The 23736-nt window shown below is 60.4% G+C and carries 34 protein-coding genes; 31 read left to right on the forward strand and 3 right to left on the reverse strand.

From position 1 onward, the window contains the following. Positions 1-2: 2 nt before the first annotated feature. From rpsS to dsbD, 26 genes are all read left to right on the forward strand, one after another. Positions 3-278, forward strand: a complete 276-nt coding sequence (gene rpsS / locus AWB70_RS32400) for a 30S ribosomal protein S19 (RefSeq protein WP_008343850.1) — start codon at positions 3-5, stop codon at positions 276-278. Positions 279-290: 12 nt separating this feature from the next. Continuing rightward, the gene (gene rplV / locus AWB70_RS32405) at positions 291-620 is read left to right on the forward strand and encodes a 50S ribosomal protein L22 (protein ID WP_004199272.1); all 330 of its coding nucleotides are present in this window, start codon (positions 291-293) and stop codon (positions 618-620) included. Positions 621-631: 11 nt separating this feature from the next. Continuing rightward, positions 632-1426, forward strand: a complete 795-nt coding sequence (gene rpsC / locus AWB70_RS32410; protein ID WP_014192478.1) for a 30S ribosomal protein S3 — start codon at positions 632-634, stop codon at positions 1424-1426. 2 nt (positions 1427-1428) lie between these two features. After that, on the forward strand, positions 1429-1845 hold the full coding sequence (rplP, locus tag AWB70_RS32415) for a 50S ribosomal protein L16 (protein WP_014192477.1): 417 nt from the start codon (positions 1429-1431) through the stop codon (positions 1843-1845). A gap of 9 nt (positions 1846-1854) precedes the next feature. Then, positions 1855-2049, forward strand: coding sequence for a 50S ribosomal protein L29 (gene rpmC, locus AWB70_RS32420; protein WP_014192476.1), 195 nt, complete (start codon positions 1855-1857; stop codon positions 2047-2049). Beyond that, positions 2046-2318 (forward strand): 30S ribosomal protein S17, encoded by a 273-nt coding sequence (gene rpsQ, locus AWB70_RS32425; protein WP_008343854.1) that lies wholly within the window; start codon positions 2046-2048, stop codon positions 2316-2318. Before rpmC ends, rpsQ begins: the two co-directional genes overlap by 4 nt. A gap of 299 nt (positions 2319-2617) precedes the next feature. After that, on the forward strand, positions 2618-2986 hold the full coding sequence (gene rplN, locus AWB70_RS32430) for a 50S ribosomal protein L14 (RefSeq protein WP_006998478.1): 369 nt from the start codon (positions 2618-2620) through the stop codon (positions 2984-2986). A gap of 9 nt (positions 2987-2995) precedes the next feature. Beyond that, a complete protein-coding gene (gene rplX / locus AWB70_RS32435; RefSeq protein ID WP_045451318.1) occupies positions 2996-3304 on the forward strand; it encodes a 50S ribosomal protein L24 in 309 nt (102 codons plus the stop codon). Positions 3305-3318: 14 nt separating this feature from the next. Continuing rightward, entirely contained in the window at positions 3319-3858 is a 540-nt protein-coding gene (gene rplE / locus AWB70_RS32440) for a 50S ribosomal protein L5 (protein ID WP_014192474.1), read from the forward strand. Between the two features lie 7 nt (positions 3859-3865). Further along, on the forward strand, positions 3866-4171 hold the full coding sequence (gene rpsN / locus AWB70_RS32445; RefSeq protein ID WP_014192473.1) for a 30S ribosomal protein S14: 306 nt from the start codon (positions 3866-3868) through the stop codon (positions 4169-4171). Between the two features lie 14 nt (positions 4172-4185). Further along, the gene (rpsH, locus tag AWB70_RS32450) at positions 4186-4581 is read left to right on the forward strand and encodes a 30S ribosomal protein S8 (protein ID WP_014192472.1); all 396 of its coding nucleotides are present in this window, start codon (positions 4186-4188) and stop codon (positions 4579-4581) included. An 18-nt stretch (positions 4582-4599) separates the two neighbouring features. Further along, a complete protein-coding gene (gene rplF, locus AWB70_RS32455) occupies positions 4600-5133 on the forward strand; it encodes a 50S ribosomal protein L6 (RefSeq protein WP_014192471.1) in 534 nt (177 codons plus the stop codon). A gap of 12 nt (positions 5134-5145) precedes the next feature. Continuing rightward, on the forward strand, positions 5146-5511 hold the full coding sequence (rplR, locus tag AWB70_RS32460) for a 50S ribosomal protein L18 (RefSeq protein ID WP_008343872.1): 366 nt from the start codon (positions 5146-5148) through the stop codon (positions 5509-5511). A 14-nt stretch (positions 5512-5525) separates the two neighbouring features. Continuing rightward, positions 5526-6044: a 30S ribosomal protein S5 gene (gene rpsE / locus AWB70_RS32465; protein WP_008343875.1), complete on the forward strand. Its 519-nt coding sequence runs from the start codon at positions 5526-5528 to the stop codon at positions 6042-6044. A gap of 10 nt (positions 6045-6054) precedes the next feature. Then, positions 6055-6237: a 50S ribosomal protein L30 gene (gene rpmD, locus AWB70_RS32470; RefSeq protein WP_006400644.1), complete on the forward strand. Its 183-nt coding sequence runs from the start codon at positions 6055-6057 to the stop codon at positions 6235-6237. A gap of 29 nt (positions 6238-6266) precedes the next feature. Next, positions 6267-6701, forward strand: a complete 435-nt coding sequence (rplO, locus tag AWB70_RS32475) for a 50S ribosomal protein L15 (protein WP_008343934.1) — start codon at positions 6267-6269, stop codon at positions 6699-6701. A gap of 41 nt (positions 6702-6742) precedes the next feature. Continuing rightward, positions 6743-8089 carry a preprotein translocase subunit SecY gene (gene secY / locus AWB70_RS32480; protein ID WP_008343935.1) on the forward strand — a complete coding sequence of 449 codons (1347 nt, stop codon included), beginning with the start codon at positions 6743-6745 and terminating at the stop codon, positions 8087-8089. A gap of 8 nt (positions 8090-8097) precedes the next feature. Then, positions 8098-8316 carry a translation initiation factor IF-1 gene (infA, locus tag AWB70_RS32485; protein WP_004521905.1) on the forward strand — a complete coding sequence of 73 codons (219 nt, stop codon included), beginning with the start codon at positions 8098-8100 and terminating at the stop codon, positions 8314-8316. 20 nt (positions 8317-8336) lie between these two features. Beyond that, positions 8337-8453 carry a 50S ribosomal protein L36 gene (rpmJ, locus tag AWB70_RS32490; protein WP_004199844.1) on the forward strand — a complete coding sequence of 39 codons (117 nt, stop codon included), beginning with the start codon at positions 8337-8339 and terminating at the stop codon, positions 8451-8453. Positions 8454-8494: 41 nt separating this feature from the next. Beyond that, positions 8495-8860: a 30S ribosomal protein S13 gene (gene rpsM / locus AWB70_RS32495; protein WP_008344037.1), complete on the forward strand. Its 366-nt coding sequence runs from the start codon at positions 8495-8497 to the stop codon at positions 8858-8860. 28 nt (positions 8861-8888) lie between these two features. Further along, the gene (gene rpsK, locus AWB70_RS32500) at positions 8889-9293 is read left to right on the forward strand and encodes a 30S ribosomal protein S11 (protein ID WP_006052224.1); all 405 of its coding nucleotides are present in this window, start codon (positions 8889-8891) and stop codon (positions 9291-9293) included. A gap of 150 nt (positions 9294-9443) precedes the next feature. Continuing rightward, positions 9444-10067: a 30S ribosomal protein S4 gene (gene rpsD, locus AWB70_RS32505; RefSeq protein WP_014192468.1), complete on the forward strand. Its 624-nt coding sequence runs from the start codon at positions 9444-9446 to the stop codon at positions 10065-10067. A 135-nt stretch (positions 10068-10202) separates the two neighbouring features. Next, a complete protein-coding gene (locus AWB70_RS32510) occupies positions 10203-11180 on the forward strand; it encodes a DNA-directed RNA polymerase subunit alpha (protein WP_014192467.1) in 978 nt (325 codons plus the stop codon). A gap of 141 nt (positions 11181-11321) precedes the next feature. Next, positions 11322-11717 carry a 50S ribosomal protein L17 gene (rplQ, locus tag AWB70_RS32515; protein ID WP_008344047.1) on the forward strand — a complete coding sequence of 132 codons (396 nt, stop codon included), beginning with the start codon at positions 11322-11324 and terminating at the stop codon, positions 11715-11717. 154 nt (positions 11718-11871) lie between these two features. Continuing rightward, positions 11872-12204 carry a divalent-cation tolerance protein CutA gene (cutA, locus tag AWB70_RS32520; protein WP_053568884.1) on the forward strand — a complete coding sequence of 111 codons (333 nt, stop codon included), beginning with the start codon at positions 11872-11874 and terminating at the stop codon, positions 12202-12204. Further along, on the forward strand, positions 12197-14026 hold the full coding sequence (gene dsbD / locus AWB70_RS32525) for a protein-disulfide reductase DsbD (RefSeq protein WP_053568883.1): 1830 nt from the start codon (positions 12197-12199) through the stop codon (positions 14024-14026). The genes cutA and dsbD overlap by 8 nt, the downstream gene beginning before the upstream one ends. A gap of 39 nt (positions 14027-14065) precedes the next feature. On the opposite strand, the gene hemB is transcribed toward dsbD, so the two are convergent. Then, complete coding sequence (gene hemB, locus AWB70_RS32530; protein ID WP_045451304.1) at positions 14066-15061, reverse strand: porphobilinogen synthase; 996 nt, start codon at positions 15059-15061, stop codon at positions 14066-14068. Between the two features lie 258 nt (positions 15062-15319). Beyond that, positions 15320-15982, reverse strand: coding sequence for a ribosome biogenesis GTP-binding protein YihA/YsxC (yihA, locus tag AWB70_RS32535; protein ID WP_014192463.1), 663 nt, complete (start codon positions 15980-15982; stop codon positions 15320-15322). 369 nt (positions 15983-16351) lie between these two features. Here yihA and AWB70_RS32540 point away from each other — a divergent pair, with 369 nt between their 5' ends. The 5 genes from AWB70_RS32540 (at position 16352) to msrQ (ending at position 22397) form a co-directional block, all read left to right on the forward strand. Continuing rightward, positions 16352-17026 carry a c-type cytochrome gene (locus tag AWB70_RS32540; protein ID WP_041730717.1) on the forward strand — a complete coding sequence of 225 codons (675 nt, stop codon included), beginning with the start codon at positions 16352-16354 and terminating at the stop codon, positions 17024-17026. 175 nt (positions 17027-17201) lie between these two features. Beyond that, positions 17202-19436: a cytochrome c biogenesis protein ResB gene (locus AWB70_RS32545; protein WP_053568882.1), complete on the forward strand. Its 2235-nt coding sequence runs from the start codon at positions 17202-17204 to the stop codon at positions 19434-19436. Between the two features lie 4 nt (positions 19437-19440). After that, on the forward strand, positions 19441-20646 hold the full coding sequence (gene ccsB, locus AWB70_RS32550; protein ID WP_053568881.1) for a c-type cytochrome biogenesis protein CcsB: 1206 nt from the start codon (positions 19441-19443) through the stop codon (positions 20644-20646). A 122-nt stretch (positions 20647-20768) separates the two neighbouring features. Beyond that, the gene (gene msrP / locus AWB70_RS32555) at positions 20769-21749 is read left to right on the forward strand and encodes a protein-methionine-sulfoxide reductase catalytic subunit MsrP (RefSeq protein ID WP_053568880.1); all 981 of its coding nucleotides are present in this window, start codon (positions 20769-20771) and stop codon (positions 21747-21749) included. Positions 21750-21752: 3 nt separating this feature from the next. Then, complete coding sequence (gene msrQ, locus AWB70_RS32560) at positions 21753-22397, forward strand: protein-methionine-sulfoxide reductase heme-binding subunit MsrQ (RefSeq protein WP_045451293.1); 645 nt, start codon at positions 21753-21755, stop codon at positions 22395-22397. Positions 22398-22449: 52 nt separating this feature from the next. Here msrQ and lysA read toward each other — a convergent pair whose 3' ends face one another. Next, positions 22450-23712, reverse strand: a complete 1263-nt coding sequence (gene lysA, locus AWB70_RS32565) for a diaminopimelate decarboxylase (protein ID WP_053568879.1) — start codon at positions 23710-23712, stop codon at positions 22450-22452. Positions 23713-23736 lie beyond the last annotated feature (24 nt).

The raw sequence follows: 23736 nt of genomic DNA on the forward strand, positions 1-23736 counted from the left end.
CAATGACACGTTCTGCTAAAAAAGGTCCGTTCTGCGACGCTCATTTGCTGAAGAAAGTTGAGGCGGCTGCGTCCACGCGTGACAAGAAGCCGATCAAGACCTGGTCGCGTCGTTCGACGATTTTGCCGGACTTCATCGGTCTGACGATCGCTGTTCACAACGGCCGTCAGCACGTTCCGGTGTACGTCACGGAAAACATGGTCGGCCACAAGCTTGGCGAGTTCGCACTGACCCGTACGTTCAAGGGTCACGCGGCCGACAAGAAGGCCAAGAAATAAGGGGCAATCAAGATGGAAGTGAAAGCAATTCATCGCGGTGCCCGCATCTCGGCGCAGAAAACGCGCCTTGTGGCTGACCAGATTCGTGGTTTGCCGGTCGACAAGGCGCTGAACGTTCTGACGTTCTCGCCGAAGAAGGCGGCGGGTATCGTCAAGAAGGTCGTGCTGTCTGCGATCGCGAATGCGGAACACAACGAAGGCGCCGATATCGACGAGCTCAAGATCAAGAGCATCTACGTCGACAAGGCTGCTTCGCTGAAGCGTTTCACCGCACGCGCCAAGGGTCGCGGTAATCGCATCGAGAAGCAATCCTGTCACATCACTGTGACGGTCGGGAATTAAGGAGCCATACGATGGGACAGAAAATTCATCCGACTGGCTTCCGTTTGGCCGTCAGCCGCAATTGGGCTTCGCGCTGGTACGCGAACAACAACAATTTCGCGGCGATGTTGCAGGAAGACATCGGTGTCCGTGAATACCTGAAGAAGAAGCTGAAGAACGCTTCGGTTGGTCGCGTCGTTATCGAGCGTCCGGCGAAGAACGCGCGCATCACGATTTACAGCTCGCGTCCTGGCGTCGTCATCGGCAAGAAGGGTGAAGACATCGAACTGCTGAAGTCCGAGCTGCAAAAGCGCATGGGCGTTCCGGTTCACGTCAACATCGAAGAAATCCGCAAGCCGGAAACCGATGCTCAGCTGATCGCTGACTCCATCACGCAGCAGCTCGAGCGCCGGATCATGTTCCGCCGCGCGATGAAGCGTGCGATGCAGAACGCGATGCGTCTTGGCGCCCAAGGCATCAAGATCATGAGCGCGGGCCGCCTGAACGGTATCGAAATCGCTCGTACCGAGTGGTATCGCGAAGGTCGCGTGCCCCTCCATACGCTGCGTGCGGATATCGACTACGCGACTTCGGAAGCGAAGACGACGTACGGCATCATCGGCGTGAAGGTGTGGGTCTATAAGGGCGACACCCTCGGCCGTAACGAAGCGCCGGTCGTGGAAGAAGTAGCGGAAGAAAAGCGTCCGCGCCGCAACGCACGTCCGGGTGGCGATCGCCGTCCGCGTCGCGATGGTGAAGGCGGTGGCCCGGCAGGTGCACGCCGTGGCGGCCCTCGCCGTGGCGGTGACGCGAAGACTGGAGAATAACGATGCTGCAACCGAAACGCAGAAAGTATCGCAAAGAGCAGAAGGGTCGTAACACCGGCAAGGCGACGCGCGGCAACGCAGTGTCGTTCGGTGAGTACGGTCTGAAGGCTATCGGTCGCGGCCGTTTGACCGCGCGTCAAATCGAAGCGGCGCGTCGTGCAATGACGCGTCACATCAAGCGTGGCGGCCGGATCTGGATCCGTATCTTCCCGGACAAGCCGATTTCGCAAAAGCCGGCCGAAGTGCGTATGGGTAACGGTAAGGGTAATCCTGAGTACTACGTCGCCGAGATTCAGCCGGGCAAGATGCTGTACGAAATGGACGGTGTCACCGAAGAACTGGCGCGCGAAGCGTTCCGTCTGGCTGCAGCCAAGCTGCCGCTCAAGACGAACTTCGTGGTCCGTCAGCTCGGCGCCTAAGGAGTAAATATGAAGGCAACTGAACTTCGCCAGAAAGACCAGGACGCGCTCAACAAGGAGTTGTCGGACCTGCTCAAGGCGCAATTTGGCCTGCGCATGCAACTCGCGACCCAGCAGCTCACGAACACGAGCCAGCTGAAGAAGGTTCGTCGCGACATCGCGCGCGTGCGCACCGTCATGACCGAGAAGGCGAACCAGAAATGAACGATAGCGTAAAAACCTCGCTCAAGCGGACGCTGGTCGGCAAGGTCGTCAGCAACAAGATGGACAAGACGGTCACCGTGCTGGTCGAGCACCGCGTGAAGCATCCGATCTACGGCAAGTACGTCGTGCGTTCGAAGAAGTATCACGCGCACGATGACGCGAACACGTACAACGAAGGCGATCTCGTCGAAATCCAGGAAACCCGTCCGATTTCGAAGACGAAAGCCTGGGTTGTGTCGAAGCTGGTTGAAGCGGCTCGCGTGATTTAAAGCTGAAGTAGAAGTAAGGCGATGCAGGAAGTAGTGTCGCAGTAAGTTTCGCTTGCAAGACCGAGATTATTTGTTATAATCTCGGTCTTCCCTCTTTGTGGGAGCCCCGTCGCGGGCGAAATTGGTGGGGGAAGCCGGTTCGGGCGCCAGCCTGAGTCGACAGATTCACCGGATTGCGATGGCGGGTTTCGTCTGCCATTGCTGCCTGTTCTAACCCAAGCAGCCATTTGGCTGACGGGACCAAGACTGACCGGTTGTGCCATGGTGGTGCAATCGGATTAAGTTGGGAAAGATAAACCATGATCCAGACCGAAACTCGGCTTGAAGTGGCCGACAACACGGGTGCGCGTGAAGTCATGTGCATCAAGGTGCTCGGCGGCTCGAAGCGTCGTTACGCAAGCATTGGCGACATCATCAAGGTGACCGTCAAGGAAGCGACGCCGCGCGGACGCGTGAAAAAGGGCGAAATCTACAACGCTGTGGTCGTTCGTACGGCCAAGGGCGTGCGCCGTCAAGATGGCTCGCTCATCAAGTTCGACGGCAATGCCGCCGTACTGCTGAATACGAAGCTCGAGCCGATCGGCACGCGTATTTTCGGGCCGGTGACGCGTGAACTGCGTAGCGAACGATTCATGAAGATCGTTTCGCTCGCGCCGGAAGTGCTGTAAGGAGTCGCGATGAATAAGATTCGCAAGGGTGACGAAGTCATCGTCATCACCGGCAAGGACAAGGGCAAGCGCGGCACCGTGCTGGCCGTTGCGGAAGAGCGTGTCACTGTCGAGGGCATCAACCTCGTCAAGAAGCACGTGAAGCCGAACCCGATGAAGGGTACGACGGGCGGTGTGGAAGCCAAAACGATGCCGCTGCATATTTCGAACGTCGCATTGGTCGACGCGAACGGCAAGGCATCGCGCGTTGGCATCAAGGTCGAAGACGGCAAGAAGGTTCGCTTCTTGAAGTCGACCGGCGCCACGTTGAACGCCTGACGCGGAGTTAAAAAATGGCTCGTCTGCAAGAGATTTATAAAGAAAAGGTTGTGCCGCAACTGGTTGAAAAGTTCGGTTACAAGTCGGTCATGGAAGTGCCGCGTCTCACCAAGATCACCCTGAACATGGGTCTTGGCGAAGCCGTCGCTGACAAGAAGGTCCTTGAGCACGCTGTTGGCGACCTCACGAAGATCGCCGGCCAGAAGCCGGTTATCACGAAGTCGCGTAAGGCAATCGCTGGTTTCAAGATCCGCGAAGGCTACCCGATCGGCACGATGGTTACCCTGCGTGGCAATGCCATGTACGAATTCCTGGACCGTTTCGTGACGGTCGCGCTGCCTCGCGTGCGCGACTTCCGCGGCGTGTCGGGCAAGGCATTCGACGGCCGTGGTAATTACAACATCGGTGTGAAAGAGCAGATCATTTTCCCCGAAATCGACTACGACAAGATCGACGCGCTGCGTGGGCTGAACATCAGCATCACGACAACTGCGAAGACCGACGAAGAAGCAAAGGCGCTGCTCGCCGGCTTCAAGTTCCCGTTCAGAAACTGAGGTTACCGTGGCTAAACTGGCACTGATCGAACGTGAAAAGAAGCGCGCGCGCCTGGCAGCCAAGTACGCTCCGAAGCGTGCTGAGCTGAAGGCTGTGATCGACGACGCAAGCAAGTCCGACGAAGAGCGTTATCTCGCACGTCTGGCGCTGCAACAACTGCCGCGTAACTCGAACCCCACTCGCAAGCGTAACCGCTGCGCGATCACGGGTCGTCCGCGTGGCACGTTCCGCAAGTTCGGACTCGCGCGTAGCAAGATTCGTGAAATCGCGTTCCGCGGCGAAATCCCTGGCCTCACCAAGGCGAGCTGGTAATAGGAGAAACATAAATGAGCATGAGTGATCCTATCGCCGATATGCTGACTCGCATCCGCAATGCGCAGATGGTCGAGAAGGTTTCGGTGACTATGCCCTCGTCGAAAGTCAAGGTTGCGATTGCGCAGGTTTTGAAGGACGAAGGTTATATCGACGATTTCGCGGTGAAGGCTGAAGGCGCGAAGATCGAATTGAACATCGCGTTGAAGTACTACGCCGGCCGTCCGGTCATCGAGCGCCTCGAACGCGTCTCGAAGCCTGGCTTGCGCGTGTACCGCGGTCGCAACGACATCCCCGTGGTCATGAACGGCCTGGGCGTTGCAATCGTTTCGACGCCGAAGGGTGTGATGACTGACCGCAAGGCGCGCCAAAACGGCGTCGGCGGCGAAGTCATCTGCTACGTCGCTTAACGCCTAAGGAGAAGAAACATGTCTCGAGTAGGTAAAAGCCCGATCGCGCTGCCGCAAGGCGCCGAAGTGGCCATCAAGGGCGACGTCATCACCGTCAAAGGTCCGCTCGGCACGATCTCGCAACCGGCGAACAAGCTGGTCAGCGTCACGAACGAGAACGGCACGCTGAAGCTGGCTCCGACGGACGAAAGCCGCGAAGCAAACGCGATGTCCGGCACGATGCGCGCCCTGGTGGCGAACATGGTGCAAGGCGTCACCAAGGGTTTCGAGCGCAAGCTGACGCTGGTTGGCGTCGGTTATCGTGCGCAAGCGCAAGGCGACAAGCTGAACCTGTCGCTGGGTTTCTCGCACCCCGTGGTGCACCAGATGCCGGAAGGCGTCAAGGCTGAAACTCCGTCGCAAACCGAAATCGTGATCAAGGGGATCGACAAGCAGAAAGTCGGACAGACCGCAGCAGAAGTGCGCGGCTATCGTCCGCCTGAGCCGTACAAGGGCAAGGGCGTGCGTTATTCCGACGAGGTCGTGATCCTCAAAGAAACGAAGAAGAAGTAAGGGTGCGCAATCATGGATAAGACTCAATCTCGCCTGCGCCGCGCTCGTCAGACGCGTATCAAGATCGCTGAGCTGCAGGTTCCGCGTCTGGCCGTGCATCGCACGAATACGCATATCTACGCGCAAGTGTTCTCGGCATGTGGCACGAAGGTCGTGGCAAGCGCCTCGACGCTGGAAGCCGAAGTCCGCGCTGAACTGGCCGACAAGTCGGGCAAGGGCGGCAACGTCAATGCTGCGACCCTGATCGGCAAGCGTATCGCCGAAAAGGCCAAGGCTGCCGGCATCGAATCCGTCGCCTTTGACCGCTCGGGTTTCCGCTACCACGGCCGCGTGAAGGCGCTGGCTGATGCGGCGCGTGAAGCCGGGCTCAAGTTCTAAGGGAAGAATTCGTCATGGCAAAGATGCAAGCGAAAGTTCAGGCTGACGAACGCGACGACGGCCTGCGCGAAAAGATGATTTCGGTCAACCGCGTGACCAAGGTCGTGAAGGGTGGCCGTATTCTCGGCTTCGCCGCACTGACCGTGGTTGGCGACGGTGATGGCCGTATCGGCATGGGCAAGGGCAAGGCGAAGGAAGTTCCCGTCGCCGTTCAGAAGGCAATGGAACAAGCCCGCCGCAACATGTTCAAGGTGCCCCTGAAGAACGGCACGCTGCAACACGAAGTGCACGGCAAGCACGGCGCATCGGCGGTCCTCCTCGCTCCGGCGAAGGATGGTACCGGCGTGATCGCTGGCGGTCCGATGCGCGCAGTGTTCGACGTGATGGGCGTGCAAAACGTTGTGGCCAAGAGCCACGGTTCGACGAACCCGTACAACCTCGTTCGTGCGACGCTGGACGGTCTGCGCAAGCAGTCGACCCCGGCCGACATCGCGGCGAAGCGTGGTAAGTCCGTCGAAGACATTCTGGGCTAAGGTGGGCACCATGTCTGAAAAAACTGTCAAGGTTCAGCTCGTCAAGAGCCTGATCGGGACCCGCGAATCGCACCGCGCTACGGTGCGTGGCCTCGGCCTGCGTCGCCTGAACTCGGTTTCCGAGCTGCAGGACACGCCGGCAGTGCGCGGGATGATCAACAAGGTTTCGTACCTCGTTAAGGTCATCGCCTAAGCGCGACCCAAGGATCCAAGGAGTTGAACATGGAATTGAATAACCTGAAGCCGGCAGAAGGCGCGAAGCACGCAAAGCGTCGCGTCGGTCGTGGTATCGGTTCGGGCCTCGGCAAGACCGCTGGCCGCGGCCACAAGGGTCAGAAATCGCGTTCGGGCGGCTTTCACAAGGTCGGCTTCGAAGGCGGTCAGATGCCTCTGCAGCGTCGTCTGCCGAAGCGTGGCTTCACCTCGCTGACGAAGGAATTCGTCGGTGAAGTGCGCCTGGCTGATCTCGAGAAGCTGCCGGTCGACGAAATCGATCTGTTGGCGCTGAAGCAAGCGGGTCTGGTCGGCGAGCTCATCAAGAGCGCGAAGATCATCAAGACCGGCGAGATCACGCGCAAGGTCACGGTGAAGGGCCTGACGGCAACGAAGGGCGCCCGCGAGGCAATCGAAGCCGCTGGCGGCTCGTTCGCCGAGTAACGCGCCTTCGCCGTTACTAGCACTAGCATCGGAGAAGGTACTTGGCTAACAGCCCGAGTCTCGCAAAAACCGGTCGAAGCGCGGCGAAATTCGGCGATCTGCGTCGGCGTGCAGTGTTCCTGCTGCTGGCGCTGATCGTCTACCGCATTGGTGCGCATATTCCGGTACCCGGCATCGATCCGGATCAACTGGCGAAGCTGTTCCAAAGCCAGTCGGGCGGCATCCTGGGCATGTTCAACATGTTCTCGGGTGGCGCGCTGTCACGGTTCACCATCTTTGCGCTGGGCATCATGCCCTACATTTCGGCGTCGATCATCATGCAGTTGCTGTCGATCGTGTCGCCGCAGATGGAAGCGCTGAAGAAGGAAGGACAGGCGGGCCAGCGGAAGATTACGCAGTACACGCGTATCTTCACGGTGGTTCTGGCGACCTTCCAGGCTTTCGGTATCGCGGTCGCGCTGGAAAACCAGCCGGCTCTGGTGCTGGATCCCGGCATGGTGTTCCGCCTGACGACGGTCGTCACGCTGGTGACGGGCACGATGTTCCTGATGTGGCTCGGTGAGCAGATCACGGAGCGCGGTCTCGGAAACGGCATCTCGATCATCATCTTCGGTGGTATCGCGGCGGGTTTCCCGAACGCAATCGGCGGTCTGTTCGAGCTGGTTCGCACGGGTTCGATGAGCATCATCTCGGCGATCATCATCGTCGTGCTGATCGCGGCGGTCACGTATCTGGTCGTGTTCATCGAACGCGGTCAGCGCAAGATCCTCGTGAACTATGCGAAGCGCCAGGTCGGCAACAAGATTTACGGCGGACAGTCGTCTCATCTGCCGTTGAAGCTGAATATGTCGGGTGTGATTCCGCCGATCTTCGCGTCGTCGATCATCCTGTTCCCGGCAACCATCCTGAACTGGTTCAGTTCGGGTACGCGCACCAACTGGTTCGCAAACACGCTGCACAACGTGGCCGAGGCACTGAAGCCGGGCCAGCCCGTGTACGTGTTGCTGTATGCGTTGGCGATTGTTTTCTTCTGCTTCTTCTACACCGCACTGGTGTTCAACAGCCGGGAAACAGCCGACAACTTGAAAAAGAGCGGTGCTTTCGTTCCGGGTATCCGTCCGGGCGATCAGACTGCACGGTATATCGACCGCATCCTCACGCGTCTCACGCTGGCTGGTGCGATCTACATCGTATTCGTGTGCCTGCTGCCTGAGTTTCTGGTGTTGCGTTGGAACGTGCCGTTTTATTTTGGTGGAACGTCGCTGCTGATCATTGTCGTCGTCACGATGGACTTCATGGCTCAGGTGCAGTCGTACGTTATGTCGCAACAGTATGAGTCGCTGCTCAAGAAGGCAAACTTCAAGGGCGGCAACGTCCCGATGCGTTAATTAGGACCATGGCCAAAGACGATGTTATCCAGATGCAGGGTGAGGTCATCGAAAACCTCCCCAACGCTACTTTCCGGGTGAAATTGGAAAATGGCCATGTCGTCCTGGGGCATATTTCCGGAAAGATGCGGATGCACTACATCCGCATTCTGCCGGGCGACAAGGTTACGGTTGAATTGACGCCTTACGATCTGTCTCGTGCACGGATCGTGTTCCGGGCGAAGTGATTTGAAAAAAGGGTAATATCATGAAAGTGATGGCATCGGTTAAGCGCATTTGCCGCAATTGCAAGATCATCAAGCGCAAGGGCGTTGTGCGCGTGATTTGCAGCTCTGATCCGCGCCACAAACAGCGTCAAGGCTGAACGCCGCGCTTTTGCTTGCGCTTTTTGTTTGAGGAAAAACAATGGCTCGTATCGCAGGGGTTAACATCCCGAATCACCAGCATACCGAGATCGGCCTGACGGCAATCTTCGGCATCGGACGCACGCGCTCGCGCGGCATTTGCACCGCTGCTGGTGTGGAATTTTCGAAGAAGGTCAAGGACCTCACCGACGCAGACCTCGAAAAGCTGCGTGACGAAGTGGGTAAGTTCATCGTCGAAGGCGACCTGCGCCGTGAAGTGACGATGAACATCAAGCGCCTGATGGACTTGGGTTGCTACCGCGGTATGCGCCATCGCAAGGGCTTGCCCCTGCGCGGCCAGCGTACGCGCACGAATGCCCGTACGCGTAAGGGTCCGCGTCGTGCAGCGCAATCGCTGAAGAAGTAAGCGGAACTGACAGTTACAGGAAAACGTAATGGCTAAGGCTTCGAACAACTCCGCGGCGCAACGCGTTCGCAAGAAGGTCAAGAAGAACGTCGCCGAGGGCGTGGTTCACGTTCACGCGTCGTTCAACAACACCATTATCACGATCACCGATCGTCAAGGTAACGCGCTGGCATGGGCGACCTCGGGCGGTCAGGGCTTCAAGGGCTCGCGTAAGTCGACGCCTTTTGCAGCTCAGGTCGCAGCCGAATCGGCTGGCCGCGTGGCAATGGAATACGGCGTGAAGAACCTCGAAGTGCGGATCAAGGGCCCCGGTCCTGGCCGTGAATCGGCGGTGCGCGCGCTGCATGGTCTTGGCATCAAGATCACCGCGATCTCCGACGTGACGCCGGTCCCGCACAACGGCTGCCGTCCGCCGAAGCGCCGTCGTATCTAATACGCCGACGCTTGCCGCATGTTTCCTGTCGATGCGCGAGTATCGGCGGGTTTCGTGCGTTATGAAGTTTTGACTAAGCCCACCGTTCGGCCCAAAGGGTTCGAACTAGCGCAGACGAAAGTTTGCGTGATCAATATTTAAGGATGCAAAGTGGCACGCTATACCGGTCCCAAAGCAAAACTGTCCCGCCGTGAAGGCACCGATCTGTTCCTGAAGAGCGCTCGCCGCTCGCTCGCCGACAAGTGCAAGCTCGACAGCAAGCCCGGCCAACATGGCCGCACCTCGGGCGCGCGTACGTCCGACTACGGTACCCAGTTGCGCGAAAAGCAGAAAGTGAAGCGTATCTACGGCGTGTTGGAGCGTCAGTTCCGCCGTTACTTCGCTGAAGCCGACCGCCGCAAGGGCCCGACGGGCGAAAACCTGCTGCAGTTGCTCGAGTCGCGTCTCGACAACGTCGTGTATCGCATGGGCTTCGGCTCGACGCGCGCCGAAGCGCGTCAGCTCGTGAGCCACAAGTCGATCCTCGTGAACGGCCAGGTCGCGAACATCCCGTCGCTGCAAGTGAAGTCGGGCGACGTCGTGTCCGTGCGCGAACAATCGCGCAAGCAGGCTCGTATCGTCGAAGCGCTCTCGCTGGCGCAGCAAGGCGGCATGCCGAGCTGGGTGTCGGTCGACGAGAAGAAGTTCGAAGGTACGTTCAAGTCGATGCCCGAGCGTAGCGACATCGCCGGCGACATCAACGAAAGCCTGATCGTCGAATTGTATTCGCGTTAATTCGCGGCGGTAATGGATGGACAGCCGGGGAGCCTGATTGCTCGTGGCAAGGGGTGGCCTCGGCTGTTTATTTTCAGGTTGTTACCGGTCAGCCTTATCGGTGTAACGAGCCGAGGGTATTGAAAAGGAAAACCTATGCAAACCAGTTTGTTGAAGCCCAAGATCATTGCAGTTGAATCGCTTGGTGAGAACCACGCGAAAGTGGTTATGGAGCCGTTCGAACGCGGCTATGGCCACACCTTGGGTAACGCGCTTCGGCGCGTGCTGTTGTCGTCGATGATCGGCTACGCGCCGACCGAAGTGACGATCGCAGGCGTCGTGCACGAATACTCGACGCTCGATGGTGTGCAAGAGGATGTGGTCAACCTGCTGTTGAACCTGAAGGGCGTCGTCTTCAAGCTGCACAACCGCGACGAAGTCACGGTGACGCTGCGCAAGGAAGGCGAAGGCCTTGTCACGGCCGGCGATATCGAGCTCGCGCACGACTGCGAGGTCATCAATCCGGAACACGTGGTCGCGCACCTGTCGAAGGGTGGCAAGCTCGACGTTCAGATCAAGATCGAAAAAGGCCGCGGCTATGTGCCGGGCAATGTGCGTCGTTATGGTGAAGAGTCGGCCAAGATCATCGGCCGTATCGTGCTGGATGCGTCGTTCTCGCCGGTTCGCCGCGTGAGCTACGCCGTGGAAAGCGCGCGTGTCGAACAGCGTACCGACCTCGACAAGCTCGTGATGAACATCGAGACCAACGGTGTCATTTCGCCGGAAGAAGCGATCCGCCAGTCGGCTCGCATTCTGGTCGACCAGTTGTCGGTGTTCGCAGCGCTGGAAGGCACGGAAGCGGCAGCGGAAGCGCCGTCGCGTGCGCCGCAGATCGATCCGATCCTGCTGCGCCCGGTGGACGATCTCGAACTCACGGTTCGTTCCGCGAACTGCCTGAAGGCCGAGAACATCTACTACATCGGCGATCTGATCCAGCGCACGGAAAACGAACTGCTGAAGACGCCGAACCTGGGCCGCAAGTCGCTGAACGAAATCAAGGAAGTGCTGGCTTCGCGCGGTCTGACGCTCGGTATGAAGCTCGAAAACTGGCCGCCGGCTGGTCTCGACAAGTAATACGGCAGAACGAAAGCGTTACTGGCAAAGACGCGGATTTTCCTTTAGAATCCGCGTCTTGCTTTTTCTCCGACCGGCCCGTGCCCCGAATCAGGGTGCAATAGAAGAGCTGGCTCTAAACTCGTTATAGGAAGCTGAAAAATGCGTCATAAGCATGGTCTGCGGAAACTGAACCGCACGAGCAGCCATCGTCTGGCAATGCTCCGCAATATGTCGAATTCGCTCATCGAGCACGAAGTCATCAAGACGACGCTGCCGAAGGCCAAGGAACTGCGCAAGGTCGTTGAGCCCCTTATCACGCTGGGCAAGAAGCCGTCGCTCGCGAACCGTCGTCTGGCGTTCAACCGCCTGCGCGATCGTGATTCCGTCGCGAAGCTGTTCGACGTTCTCGGCCCGCGTTACGCGAACCGTCCGGGTGGCTACCTGAGCATCCTGAAGTTCGGTTTCCGCGTCGGCGACAACGCACCGATGGCGCTGGTCCAGTTGATGGATCGCCCGGAAGTCGAAGAGACGGAAGAAGTGCAAGAAGCGGAATAAATTCCGTTTTCGGTTGTTAGCAGAAAGGCCAGGCTCGAAGCTTGGCCTTTTTGCATTCTGGCTGCGACGTTTCAGCGCATCGAAGCGTAAAAGTGCGTGTCCGTGGCCGATGCTACGATATGCAATTGGCCTGTCGCATCTCCCGGAGTTTCGAGTGAACGTCCCCGTCGTTTTGATGCTCTCCACGCTGCCCGATGCCGCTACCGCCGATGCGCTCGCGCAAGCCGCGCTCGAAGCACGGCTCGCCGCGTGTGTGACGAACGTCGGCGCGGTGTCGTCCCACTATCACTGGAAGGGCGCGGTGGAGTCGTCGCGGGAAGTGCAGTTGGTTTTCAAGACGAGCGTCGCGCGCTGCGATGAGTTGCAGCGCTTCGTCGAGGCTCGCCATCCCTATGAAACGCCCGAAATTCTCGTATGGCAGGTGCACGCATCGCCTGCCTATGGTCAGTGGGTCAACGCAGAAACGCAGCGTCCTCTTCATGTTTGAGCTTTCTCGTCTTGTCGCGCGACGGTTTTTCGGTGCGCTTCTGTTTCTCGCGGCGTTCGCGCTGCTTTCGGGCGCGGCGCACGCGGCCGACGACTTTCTCGATCCCGACGTCGCGTTCAAATTCAGCGCCACGGAAAAGCCCGGCGAAGTGGACGTGCGCTACAAGATCGCGGACGGTTACTACATGTATCGCGAGCGTTTTGCGTTCGCGGTGAAGAGCGGCGACGCGACCCTTGGCACGGCGCAACTGCCGGCAGGCAAAGTGCACTTCGATCAGACGTTCAATAAGGACGTCGAAACCTATCGCGGCGAGTTGATCATCCGCATTCCGGTGACGAAGGCCAGCGGGCCATTCGAGCTTGCGGTAACGTCGCAAGGCTGCGCGGATGGCGGCATCTGCTATCCGCCGATGGAGAAAACGTACCGCGTGCGCGGCGACGCACTCCAACCAGCCGGAAGCGTGTCCAGCGCGCCGACGCGTGATTCGCAAGCTTCCTGGTTCGAACGCGCGACGAGCGCGGACTACGCGCAATCGATGCTGGAAGGCGGCGGATTCCTGACCGTCGTCGGACTGTATTTTCTCGCAGGCATGGTGTTGAGCCTGCTGCCGTGCTCGTATCCGATGATCCCGATCCTCTCCGCGATCATCGTGGGCGAAGGCGCGCGCGTGACGCGTGCGCGCGGCTTCGCGCTGTCCGTGTCCTATGTGATCGGCATGGCGCTCGTGTACACCGTGCTCGGGATCGCCGCCGCGCTCGTCGGGCAGAGCCTCGGCGCGTGGTTGCAGAATCCGTGGGTGCTCGGCTTGTTCGGCGCGTTGCTGGCGGCGTTCGCCATCGCGCTGATTTCGGGCGTCGATATCGCGTTGCCGCAGCGCTGGCAAAGCGGCGTCAACGAGGCATCGCAAAAACGCAGCGGCGGCAAGTTCGCCGCGGTCGCGGTGATGGGCGCGCTCTCGGCGCTCGTCGTCGGTGCGTGCATGACCGCGCCGCTCTTCGCGGTGCTGGCGTTTATCGCGCATACCGGCAACGCGGTGCTCGGTGGCGCGGCGCTCTTCGCAATGGGCATCGGGCTCGGCGTGCCGTTGCTCGTCATCGGATTGGGCGCGGGTTCTCTCCTGCCGCGCGCGGGCACGTGGATGGACGGCGTGAAAGTGTTCTTCGGCGTGGCCTTGCTCGCAGCCGCACTGTGGATCGTGTGGCCGGTGATCGGCGGCGTCGCGCAAATGCTGCTCGCGGCCTTGTGGCTGTTGATCGCGGCGGCATCGCTCGGTTTGTTCTCGTCGGGCGCGGCTCAGTCGGGTGGCATCTGGAAGCGCCTGGGACGCGGCGTCGGCGCCGCGTTTGCGATCTGGGCCGCGACGGTGCTCGTCGGGCTGGCGGCGGGCTCGACGGACCCGCTCAAACCGCTGGCGGTGCTGGCTGCGCGCGGCGGATCGCAAACGACGGCCGCGCAGAGCGAAGGACCGATATTCGCGCGGGTGCGCTCATCGGCCGAACTAGACAACGCGCTCAAAGCCGCGGCGAAACCGGCGATGCTCGATTTTTACGCGGACTGGTGTGTGTCCTGCAAGGAAATGGAGAAACTGACATTCTCCGACGCCCGCGTACAGGCGCGTCTCGCGCAGCTCAATCTCCTGCGCGCGGACGTGACCGCCAATAACGCCGACGATCAGGCGCTTCTCAAGCGCTTCAAGTTATTCGGGCCGCCGGGCATCATCTTCTTCGATGCGCAGGGCAACGAGGTCGCGCGCGTGGTCGGCTATGAATCGGCGGATACGTTTTTGAAGAGCCTCGAAAAGCTCGGCCCGTCGAACGGATAAGAAAGAGCGATGCCCCGGAAGCATCGCTCTCGAAACAACTCAGGAAGCCCGCAGAATCCGCGCGGCGTCCAGCGCGAAGTAGGTCAGCACGCCGTCCGCGCCCGCGCGCTTGAACGCGAGCAGCGCTTCCATCATCACCTTGTCGTGGTCGATCCAGCCGTTCTGCGCCGCGGCCTTGATCATCGCGTACTCGCCGCTCACCTGATACGCATACGTCGGAAAGCGGAACTCGTCTTTCACGCGTCGCACGATGTCGAGATACGGCATGCCCGGCTTGACCATCACCATGTCCGCGCCTTCCTCGATGTCCATGCGCACTTCGCGCATCGCTTCATCGGAGTTGGACGGGTCCATCTGATACGTCATCTTGTTGCCCTTGCCGAGATTCGCGGCCGAGCCGACGGCGTCGCGGAACGGGCCATAGAACGCCGACGCGTACTTCGCCGCGTACGCCATGATGCGCGTGTGAATGTGGCTTTCGCTTTCGAGCATCTCGCGGATCGCGCCGATGCGGCCGTCCATCATGTCCGAAGGCGCGACGATATCCACGCCCGCCTCGGCCTGCGTGCGCGCCTGCTCGACGAGAATTTCGCTCGTTTCGTCGTTCTTCACGTAGCCTTCTTCGTCGAGCACGCCGTCCTGGCCGTGGCTCGTGTACGGATCGAGCGCGACGTCGGTGAGCACGCCGAGCGTCGGAAAGTTCTTCTTCAGCTCGCGCACCGCACGCGGAATCAGGCCTTCGGGATTGGTCGCCTCGCGGCCATCGGGCGTCTTGATCGACGGCTCGATCGCGGGGAAGAGCGAGATCACCGGCACGCCCAGTTCGACGCATTGTTCGGCGACTTTCATCAGCAAATCGACCGACGTGCGCTCGACGCCGGGCATCGACGGCACGCTCTGGCGCACATTCGTCCCTTCGACGATGAACACCGGATAAATGAGGTCGTTCGTGGTGAGGATGTTTTCGCGCATCAGACGGCGCGAGAAGTCATCGCGGCGCATGCGGCGCGGGCGATGGTGAGGATAGAAGCTCATGTCTTGACTCGGAGTTGAGTGGTCTTCCAGGGAGGGCGTCGAAAACGGGTTTGGATACGTATAAAGTCTTGCGGAACAAGCACTTGGCCGTGTCTGAAACCGTTTTGAGACAATGGTATATCATACCGATCGAGCGAGGCGCTTGCCGCCGGACTCCCCGCTTCTCCTCCCTGAGCGGGTGCCTGTCGATATTCGATTAGGCTGTTAACCCGCCGTCATGCGGCGGGTTTTTTTATGCCGGAGCACCGTCGCGACGGCTTACTCCGCAGCGTCTTCTTGCGCGTTTTCGCTCGCTTCCGCGGGCATCAGCCAGCTTTCGATCAGTTCGTGCGCCTCTTCGATGCCCGTGCGCTTGAGTGCGGAAAAGAGCTGCACGGTCAGTTCACCGCGATAGCCCGCGTCCTTGTATTCCGCGAACGATTTCTTCGTCGCGCGCAGGGCATTGGTCATCTCCTGTCGCGTCAATTTGTCGCATTTGGTGAGCAGCGTGTGAATCGGTTTTCCGGTCGGCGCGAACCAGTCGATCATGATGCGATCGAGGTCGGTCAACGGCCTGCGCGAATCCATCATCAGGATCATGCCGCACAGTTGCGCGCGGCTTTGCAGATACGTCGACAGCAGCCGTTGCCAGTGTTCCTTCGCGGCACCCGGCACTTCGGCGTAACCATAGCCGGGAAGATCGACGAGATAGCCTACGGGCGCGTCCTGCGGCCCTACGGAGAAGTAGTTGATGTGCTGGGTGCGGCCCGGCGTCTTGCTCGCGAAAGCAAGCCGCTTCTGATTGCACAGGATGTTGATGGCCGTCGATTTACCCGCGTTCGAACGGCCGCCAAATGCGATTTCAGGCTGCGGCGTAGGTGGCAGATCGCGCAGATGGTTGACGGTGGTGAAGAAGCGGGATTGGTGAAGCAGGAATGACATGGGCGGGCCCAATCGAGTGAACCGCGGAAAAGCGCGGTGAATACCAGAAGCCTTGAGAACCCGGCGAATACTGGGCATGCCCCGACTGGCGTCTTTGCGTGTAGCGGGTTATTGTACAATACGACGGATTTTTAAAGATCAGCACGGGCACGCAAGACCCAGGCCGCAGGCGGCACCCACAGCTTTGCATGGGACCAGAGTAAGTAAGGCGCTGAAGCGTCAACTCTGATCGACAGGAGCGAGACAGTTTTCAGAGGCATCTTTTGGGCCTCTTCGTTCAGCGAGTTCGGGTATCTTGCGGCGAAGTTCGATCGCCGTCGTTTTTTGCAGAACCTCACATTCTCACAAGACGAAAAACAGGGTACGCGAATGAACCGACTGTACAGGTCTCTGGTGGTGATTCGAGCAGCGGCGGCTTTCGGTGTGGGTTTCGGTGGACTAGCGGTATCGATGTCAGTGAACGCGGCGGAGCCCGCGCAGCCGGCCAAGCCGGATGTCGCGCGAGGGCAGGCCATCGCGACTCAGGTGTGCGCGGCGTGTCACGCGGCAGACGGCAACAGCGCCGGCGCGGCGTTTCCGAAACTGGCGGGCCAGCACGCTGAGTACATCGTCAAGCAATTGAAGGATTACAAGACGCAGCCGGGTGCGAAAGCGCCGGCGCGCAACAATCCGATCATGGCGGGCATTGCGGGCGCGCTATCGGATCAGGATATGGTGAACGTCGCGGCGTACTTCGCGTCGCAGAAAACCAAGCAGGGCTACGCGCGCGACAAGAACGACGTCGCGCTGGGGCAGAAGATCTATCGCGGCGGCATCGCTGACAAGGGCGTTCCCGCGTGCGCCGCGTGTCACGGCGCGACGGGCATGGGCATTCCGGTGCAGTATCCGCGGTTGTCGTGGCAGTGGGGCGATTACACGGTGGCGCAGTTGAACGCCTTCGCATCGGGGCAACGCGCCAACAGCGAGCCGATGCATCAGATCTCCTCGCGCCTGAATGAAGCGGAGATGAAGGCGGTTGCCGACTACATCGCCGGTTTGCATTAAAACGCAGCAGTCAGCGTCCAGCGGTTCCCTGCAACGAAAGCGGGAATCGCCCATACTACGAAGCCGGTCCCGGGAAGATCCGAGAAGACCGGCGCGAAAACAAGAAAAGGGTGGGACGTCGGTCGATAAGACCGCTAGCGTCTCCACCCTTTTTTGCTGTCCAGCCGGAGTTTGAATGAGCGTCACCACATCGGGTTTGCAGTCGAAGTCGAGCCGCCGCGCCGTCAGGCATTTCGTCGAACTCGTCAGTTCGATGCGCTTCGCCATTGCGCTGCTGGTCATTCTGGCGATCGCGAGCATCATCGGCACGGTGCTCACGCAGGACGATCCGTATCCCAACTACGTGAATCAGTTCGGCCCGTTCTGGGCGGACATCTTCCGCGGCCTCAGCATCTACACCGTGTATAGCGCGTGGTGGTTCATGCTGATCCTGATCTTCCTCGTGATTTCGGTGTCGCTGTGCGTCATCCGCAACAGTCCGAAGATGATCGCGGACATCAAGAGCTGGAAGGATCGCGTGCATGAAGGCGGCCTGCGCGCGTTCCATCACAAGGGCGAGTTCACGGTTTCCGCCAGCCGCGCGCAGACCGCGGCGACGCTCGAACGCCTCGCGGTGAAAATGGGCTATCGCACCGTCACGCGGCAAACCGATAACGGCGCGACGCTCATCGCGGGCAAACGCGGCGCGATGACGAAGATCGGCTATATCTCGGCGCACATCGCGATCGTCGTGATCTGTATCGGCGGGCTGCTCGACAGCAATCTGCCCATCAAATTGCAGATGTGGATGTTCAACAAGACGCCGATCAACAGCAACGCCGTCATCAACGACATTCCGGCGGAGCATCGCCTCTCGACGTCGAACCCCACGTTCCGCGGCTACGCGTGGGTGCCGGAAGGCCAGTACGTCGGCACGGCGATTCTCAATCAACAGGACGGCTCGATCATTCAGGATCTGCCGTTCTCGATCGAACTGAACAAGTTCATCGTCGATTACTACTCGACCGGCATGCCGAAGCTCTTCGCGAGCGATATCGTCGTGATCGATCATAAGAGCGGCAAGCGCATTCCGGCGCGCATCGAGGTGAACAAGCCCTTCACCTACGACGGCATCTCGATTTATCAGTCGAGCTTTCAGGACGGCGGCTCGAAGCTCGAAATGACCGCCTGGCCGATGACCGGCGGCAGCGCGAAGACCGCGCCCTTCCACGGCGCGATCGGTGGCACGGCGCCCATCGGCACGCAGTTCACGGGCGCGCAGGGCGAAACCATCGAATTCACCGATTTCCGCGCGATCAACGTCGAAAACATGACCGATGGCAGCGGTGCGCCGGATGCGCGCGGCGTCGGCAAGAAGGAAACGCTGCGCGACGCGTTCGACGAGCGTCTCGGCTCCGGCGCGAAAACCTCGAAGCCGACGGATCTGCGCAATATCGGCCCGTCGGTGCAATACAAGGTGCGCGGCACGGACGGCCAGGCGCGCGAGTACAGCAACTACATGCTGCCGGTCGATGTCAGCGGCCAGCGCATGTTCCTCGCGGGCATGCGCTTGAGCCCGAACGATTCCTTCCGCTATCTGCGCATTCCCGCCGACGAGCAGGGCACCGTCAAGCAATGGATGGATTTGCGCGCCGCGCTCGCCACGCCCGCGACACGCGTCGAAGCGGCGCACCGGTTCGCGCTGCGTTCGGTGCCGGCGGAAAACGGCGAGTTGCAGAAGCATCTGGAAGAAAGCGCGATCCGCGTGCTGAACCTCTTCGCGGGCGCGGACGAAACGGGCAAGCCCGTGTCGAATCCTCAGGTGATTGGCGGCTTTCAGGGCATCGCGACTTTCATCGATAAATCCGTGCCTAAGGGCGAGCAGGAAAAGGCGGCGGGCTTGCTGATGCGCATGCTGGAAGGCGCGATGTGGGACGTATGGCAGATTTCCCGAGAGCAAAACGGCCTTTCGGCGGCTAAAGTGGATGAGAAGAGCTCAGCGTTCGTGCAGTCGGCCATCAACGCGCTTTCCGACAGCTTTCTGTACGGCTCGCCGGTCTTTCTGCAACTGGACAACTTCAAGCAGGTGCAAGCTTCGGTATTCCAGTTGACGCGCGCGCCGGGTAAAAATCTGGTGTATCTTGGCAGCCTTCTGCTGGTGGTCGGCATCTTCGCGATGTTTTATGTGCGCGAACGCCGCCTCTGGTTCTGGCTCAAGGATTCGGGTCAGGGCGGCGCGAGCGTGCTGATGGCAATGTCCACGGCGCGCCGCACGTTCGATTTCGAAAAAGAGTTCGTGCGCACGCGGGCGCAGATTGCCGCGGCGCTCGGCGTGAAGCTGGCCGAACCGGTTGATCCGTCCCCGACATCCAGCGCACCCACGGCGCAAACGCAATCCGAAGCCACGCGCTCGGAAGTTTCGACACGGTAAGATCATGGACCTCTCTCAAACCTCCTCCCACGCATCCGTCAAGGCGGAGCGTCCGGCGCCCGTCGGGTTGCCCGATGTCGCCGCGTTCGACGACCGTCCGTTTCTGCGCCGCCTCACGCTCGTCGACTGGCTTTTCGCCCTCGCGATGGTCGCGGGCGCGGGCTTCGCGCTGAATCGCTATCACGCGTACATGGACGTGTACGACACGGCCGTGCTGATCGGCGCGGTGCCCACGTTCGTCGTGCTCGGCTGGCGCTGGAAGCCGGTGCGCCTGCTTATCGCGATGATCGCGGTGCTGGCGCTGTCTTCGATCCAGCTTTATCAGCATGACCTCGCGCGCGCCGACACCAATTTCTTCCTCAAGTACTTCCTGTCGAGCCAGTCCGCGATTCTGTGGATGAGCGCGCTGTTCATTCTCGCGACGCTGTTCTACTGGATCGGCCTCGTGTCGCGCTCGCAGACGGGCGGCGCGATCGGTTCGCGCATGACGTGGGTCGCCGTGCTGATGGGTTTCACGGGCCTGATGGTGCGCTGGTACGAGTCGTACATGATCGGCGCGGACATCGGCCATATTCCGATTTCGAACCTCTACGAAGTGTTCGTGCTGTTCTGCCTGATCACGGCGCTCTTCTATCTCTATTACGAACAGCACTATTCGACGCGCGCGATGGGCGCGTTCGTGCTGCTCGTGATCAGCGCGGCGGTCGGCTTTCTGATGTGGTACTCCATCGCCCGCGACGCGCAGCAGATTCAGCCGCTCGTGCCCGCGTTGCAAAGCTGGTGGATGAAAATCCACGTACCGGCGAACTTCATCGGTTACGGCAGTTTCGCGCTGTCGGCCATGGTTTCCGTCGCGTATCTCGGGAAGCAGCGCGGTTTCATGTCGGACCGCCTGCCGTCGCTGGAAGTGCTCGACGACGTCATGTACAAGTCGATCGCGGTCGGTTTCGCGTTCTTCACCATCGCGACGATTCTGGGCGCGCTGTGGGCCGCGGAAGCGTGGGGCGGCTACTGGAGCTGGGACCCGAAGGAAACCTGGGCGCTGATCGTGTGGCTGAACTACGCGGCGTGGCTGCACATGCGCCTCATGAAAGGCCTGCGCGGCGCGGCGGCGGCCTGGTGGGCGCTGACGGGCCTGATCGTGACGACGTTCGCCTTCCTCGGCGTGAACATGTTCCTGTCGGGCTTGCACAGTTACGGCAAACTCTGATTAGCCGCGTCGAACCGGAAAAAACCGCCATGCGTTGCGCTGGCGGTTTTTTTTCGTCGCGCGATGGAATACGGGCATTCATTCTGCTGTTTCCCCGTATATGAACGAAGGAGTAACGCTTCATGTGGATCAGACGAAATCGCCCTCTCTATGGCGACGACATAGCGGGTCATGAAATCACGCCGCGCGACGTGTTCGAGAACCGGCGGCGCGTGCTGCGCTCGATCGGCGCGATGAGCATGATGAGCGCGACGGGCCTCGCGCACGCGACGATGACATCGCCCGATGCGAAAGGCCAGAAACTCGCCGCGACGACCAATCCGAAGTTCGTCGCGCTCGACAAGGCCACGTCGCTCAAGGACATCACGTCCTACAACAACTTCTACGAATTCGGCACCGACAAGGGCGACCCGGCCGAGCACGCGGGCGCGTTGCGTCCGCGGCCGTGGAAGGTTTCGGTCGAAGGCGCGATCAAGAACCCGAAGGTCTACGACATCGACGAACTCCTCAAGCTCGCGCCGCTCGAAGAACGCGTGTACCGGCTGCGCTGCGTCGAAGGCTGGTCGATGGTGATTCCGTGGATCGGCGTGTCCTTGTCCGAGCTCATCAAGCGTGCCGAGCCGACGGGCAACGCGAAATACGTCCAGTTCATCACGCTCGCGGACCCGTCGCAGATGCCGGGCCTCTCGACGCCGATTCTCGAATGGCCGTATTCCGAGGGCCTGCGCATGGATGAAGCGATGAACCCGCTCACGCTTCTCACGGTCGGGCTGTACGGCGAAGTGCTGCCGAATCAGAACGGCGCGCCGGTGCGCATCGTCGTGCCGTGGAAGTACGGCTTCAAGAGCGCGAAGTCGCTCGTGAAGATCCGTTTCGTCGAAAAGCAGCCGCCGACGAGCTGGAACCTGTACGCGCCGAGCGAATACGGTTTCTATTCGAACGTGAATCCGAATGTCGATCATCCGCGCTGGAGTCAGGCGACGGAGCGCCGCATCGGCGAAGACGGTTTCTTCGCTCCGAAGCGCAAGACGCTCATGTTCAACGGATACGGCGATCAGGTCGCGTCGCTGTATTCGGGCATGGATCTGAAGAAGAACTTCTGAGCGATGTCGTCCGCATCTCAGATCAAAAGCGCGCGCGTCGCGTCCGGTCCGCGCTGGATCGTTCCGGCAAAGATCGTCGTCTTCGTGGCGATGCTGTTTCCGCTCGCGCGTCTCATTGTGCTCGGCGTGAACGGCGGCCTGGGCGCGAATCCAATCGAGTTCATCACGCGCTCGACGGGCCTCTGGACGCTCGTTTATCTATGTATCACGCTCGCGATCACGCCCGTGCGACGCCTGACCGGCGTGAATGCGCTGGCGCGCTTTCGGCGCATGACCGGCCTCTTCGCATTCTTCTTCGCCGTGCTGCATTTCACGACGTACATCTGGTTCGACAAATGGTTCGATGTCGCCGAGATGGTGAAGGACATCGGCAAGCGTCCGTTCATCACGGTGGGCTTCGCGGCGTTCGTGCTGCTGATTCCACTGGCGATCACGTCGCCCAAAGCGATGGTCCGCAAGCTCGGCCGCCGCTGGCAGACCTTGCATCGCGCGATCTATCTGATCGCCACGCTCGCCATTCTGCATTTCTGGTGGATGAAGGCGGGCAAGAACGATCTCGAATTGCCGAAGATTTACGGCGCCGTCGTGATCGCGCTGCTTGGCTGGCGCGTGATCGCGTGGCTTCGAACGCGAAGCAAGCGCGCATAAAAAAAGCGACGCCTTTGCCAAGCGTCGCTTTTTTCATTGATGTGCGAAAGTCTCAGTCCGGCAGAATCGATTCCCCGGCGAACAACTGCGCAACCGTTTCGCGCTCGCGCACGAGACGCGCGCGTTCGCCATCGACCATGATTTCGGCGGCGCGCGGACGCGTGTTGTAGTTCGAGCTCATCACGAAGCCGTATGCGCCCGCCGAGCAGATCGCGAGCAGATCGCCCGGCTCGATTGCCAGCTTGCGATCGCGCCCGAGCCAGTCGCCGCTTTCGCAGACCGGACCGACCACATCGTATTTGTGCGCTTGAGCGTTGCGCTTCTCGACGGGCACGATGCGATGAAACGCCTCGTACATGGCGGGGCGCGCGAGGTCGTTCATCGCGGCATCGACGATGGCGAAGTTCTTTTCCTCGCCCGGCTTCAGAAACTCGACGCGCGTGAGCAGCACACCCGCATTGCCGACGAGCGAGCGTCCCGGCTCGAAATACACTTCCCGCTCGCCGTGGCCGCGCTGCTCGATGTGATCGAGCAGCGTCTTCACGAACACACCGATATCGGGCGGCGTTTCGTCGTCGTAGGTAATGCCGAGACCGCCGCCGACATCGACGTGACGAATGCGCATGCCATCGGCTTCGATCTGCTCGACGAGTTCGAGCAGCTTGTCGACGGCATCGAGATACGGGCTGATTTCCGTGATCTGCGAGCCGATATGGCAATCGATGCCGACGACATCGAGATTGGGCATCGCATGCGCTTCGCGGTACGTGGCGCGCGCGTCGCCGAACGCGACGCCGAACTTGTTCGACTTCAGGCCCGTGGAAATATACGGATGCGTTTTCGCATCGACGTCCGGATTCACGCGCAGCGAAACGGGCGCCTTCTTGCCCAGCGACTTCGCGACTTCGTTCAGCGCGTGCAACTCGGGAATCGATTCGACGTTGAAGCACTTCACGCCCGCTTCGAGCGCCTCGCGCATTTCGGCCGCCGTCTTGCCGACGCCGGAAAACACGGTGTTTGCCGCTTTGCCGCCCGCCGCGAGCACGCGTGCGAGCTCGCCCGACGACACGATGTCGAAGCCTGCGCCCATGCGCGCGAACACGTTGAGCACGGCGATATTGCTGTTCGCCTTCACCGCGACATGCACGGTCGCCTTGCGGCCCGCGCAGGCGTCGGCGTAGGCGTGATACGCGCGCGTGAGCGCATCGCGCGAATAGACGTAAAGCGGTGTGCCGAACTGCTCCGCGAGCGACGCGGCGGAGACGCCCTCGGCGTGCAGCACGCCATCGACGTAGTGGAATGCGGAATCACTCATGCGTGGAATCGAGTTGCGCCAGGA

This window comes from Caballeronia cordobensis (genome assembly GCF_001544575.2).
Classification (GTDB): Bacteria; Pseudomonadota; Gammaproteobacteria; order Burkholderiales; family Burkholderiaceae; genus Caballeronia; species Caballeronia cordobensis.

Bases quoted from the DNA above. Each gene is read 5' to 3' on its own strand.
- rpsS (WP_008343850.1), top strand. From the start codon at position 3: ATGACACGTTCTGCTAAAAAAGGTCCGTTCTGCGACGCTCATTTGCTG.
- rplV (WP_004199272.1), top strand. From the start codon at position 291: ATGGAAGTGAAAGCAATTCATCGCGGTGCCCGCATCTCGGCGCAGAAA.
- rpsC (WP_014192478.1), top strand. From the start codon at position 632: ATGGGACAGAAAATTCATCCGACTGGCTTCCGTTTGGCCGTCAGCCGC.
- rplP (WP_014192477.1), top strand. From the start codon at position 1,429: ATGCTGCAACCGAAACGCAGAAAGTATCGCAAAGAGCAGAAGGGTCGT.
- rpmC (WP_014192476.1), top strand. From the start codon at position 1,855: ATGAAGGCAACTGAACTTCGCCAGAAAGACCAGGACGCGCTCAACAAG.
- rpsQ (WP_008343854.1), top strand. From the start codon at position 2,046: ATGAACGATAGCGTAAAAACCTCGCTCAAGCGGACGCTGGTCGGCAAG.
- rplN (WP_006998478.1), top strand. From the start codon at position 2,618: ATGATCCAGACCGAAACTCGGCTTGAAGTGGCCGACAACACGGGTGCG.
- rplX (WP_045451318.1), top strand. From the start codon at position 2,996: ATGAATAAGATTCGCAAGGGTGACGAAGTCATCGTCATCACCGGCAAG.
- rplE (WP_014192474.1), top strand. From the start codon at position 3,319: ATGGCTCGTCTGCAAGAGATTTATAAAGAAAAGGTTGTGCCGCAACTG.
- rpsH (WP_014192472.1), top strand. From the start codon at position 4,186: ATGAGCATGAGTGATCCTATCGCCGATATGCTGACTCGCATCCGCAAT.
- rplF (WP_014192471.1), top strand. From the start codon at position 4,600: ATGTCTCGAGTAGGTAAAAGCCCGATCGCGCTGCCGCAAGGCGCCGAA.
- rplR (WP_008343872.1), top strand. From the start codon at position 5,146: ATGGATAAGACTCAATCTCGCCTGCGCCGCGCTCGTCAGACGCGTATC.
- rpsE (WP_008343875.1), top strand. From the start codon at position 5,526: ATGGCAAAGATGCAAGCGAAAGTTCAGGCTGACGAACGCGACGACGGC.
- rpmD (WP_006400644.1), top strand. From the start codon at position 6,055: ATGTCTGAAAAAACTGTCAAGGTTCAGCTCGTCAAGAGCCTGATCGGG.
- rplO (WP_008343934.1), top strand. From the start codon at position 6,267: ATGGAATTGAATAACCTGAAGCCGGCAGAAGGCGCGAAGCACGCAAAG.
- infA (WP_004521905.1), top strand. From the start codon at position 8,098: ATGGCCAAAGACGATGTTATCCAGATGCAGGGTGAGGTCATCGAAAAC.
- rpmJ (WP_004199844.1), top strand. From the start codon at position 8,337: ATGAAAGTGATGGCATCGGTTAAGCGCATTTGCCGCAATTGCAAGATC.
- rpsM (WP_008344037.1), top strand. From the start codon at position 8,495: ATGGCTCGTATCGCAGGGGTTAACATCCCGAATCACCAGCATACCGAG.
- rpsK (WP_006052224.1), top strand. From the start codon at position 8,889: ATGGCTAAGGCTTCGAACAACTCCGCGGCGCAACGCGTTCGCAAGAAG.
- AWB70_RS32510 (WP_014192467.1), top strand. From the start codon at position 10,203: ATGCAAACCAGTTTGTTGAAGCCCAAGATCATTGCAGTTGAATCGCTT.
- rplQ (WP_008344047.1), top strand. From the start codon at position 11,322: ATGCGTCATAAGCATGGTCTGCGGAAACTGAACCGCACGAGCAGCCAT.
- dsbD (WP_053568883.1), top strand. From the start codon at position 12,197: ATGTTTGAGCTTTCTCGTCTTGTCGCGCGACGGTTTTTCGGTGCGCTT.
- hemB (WP_045451304.1), bottom strand. From the start codon at position 15,061: ATGAGCTTCTATCCTCACCATCGCCCGCGCCGCATGCGCCGCGATGAC.
- yihA (WP_014192463.1), bottom strand. From the start codon at position 15,982: ATGTCATTCCTGCTTCACCAATCCCGCTTCTTCACCACCGTCAACCAT.
- AWB70_RS32540 (WP_041730717.1), top strand. From the start codon at position 16,352: ATGAACCGACTGTACAGGTCTCTGGTGGTGATTCGAGCAGCGGCGGCT.
- AWB70_RS32545 (WP_053568882.1), top strand. From the start codon at position 17,202: ATGAGCGTCACCACATCGGGTTTGCAGTCGAAGTCGAGCCGCCGCGCC.
- ccsB (WP_053568881.1), top strand. From the start codon at position 19,441: ATGGACCTCTCTCAAACCTCCTCCCACGCATCCGTCAAGGCGGAGCGT.
- msrP (WP_053568880.1), top strand. From the start codon at position 20,769: ATGTGGATCAGACGAAATCGCCCTCTCTATGGCGACGACATAGCGGGT.
- msrQ (WP_045451293.1), top strand. From the start codon at position 21,753: ATGTCGTCCGCATCTCAGATCAAAAGCGCGCGCGTCGCGTCCGGTCCG.
- lysA (WP_053568879.1), bottom strand. From the start codon at position 23,712: ATGAGTGATTCCGCATTCCACTACGTCGATGGCGTGCTGCACGCCGAG.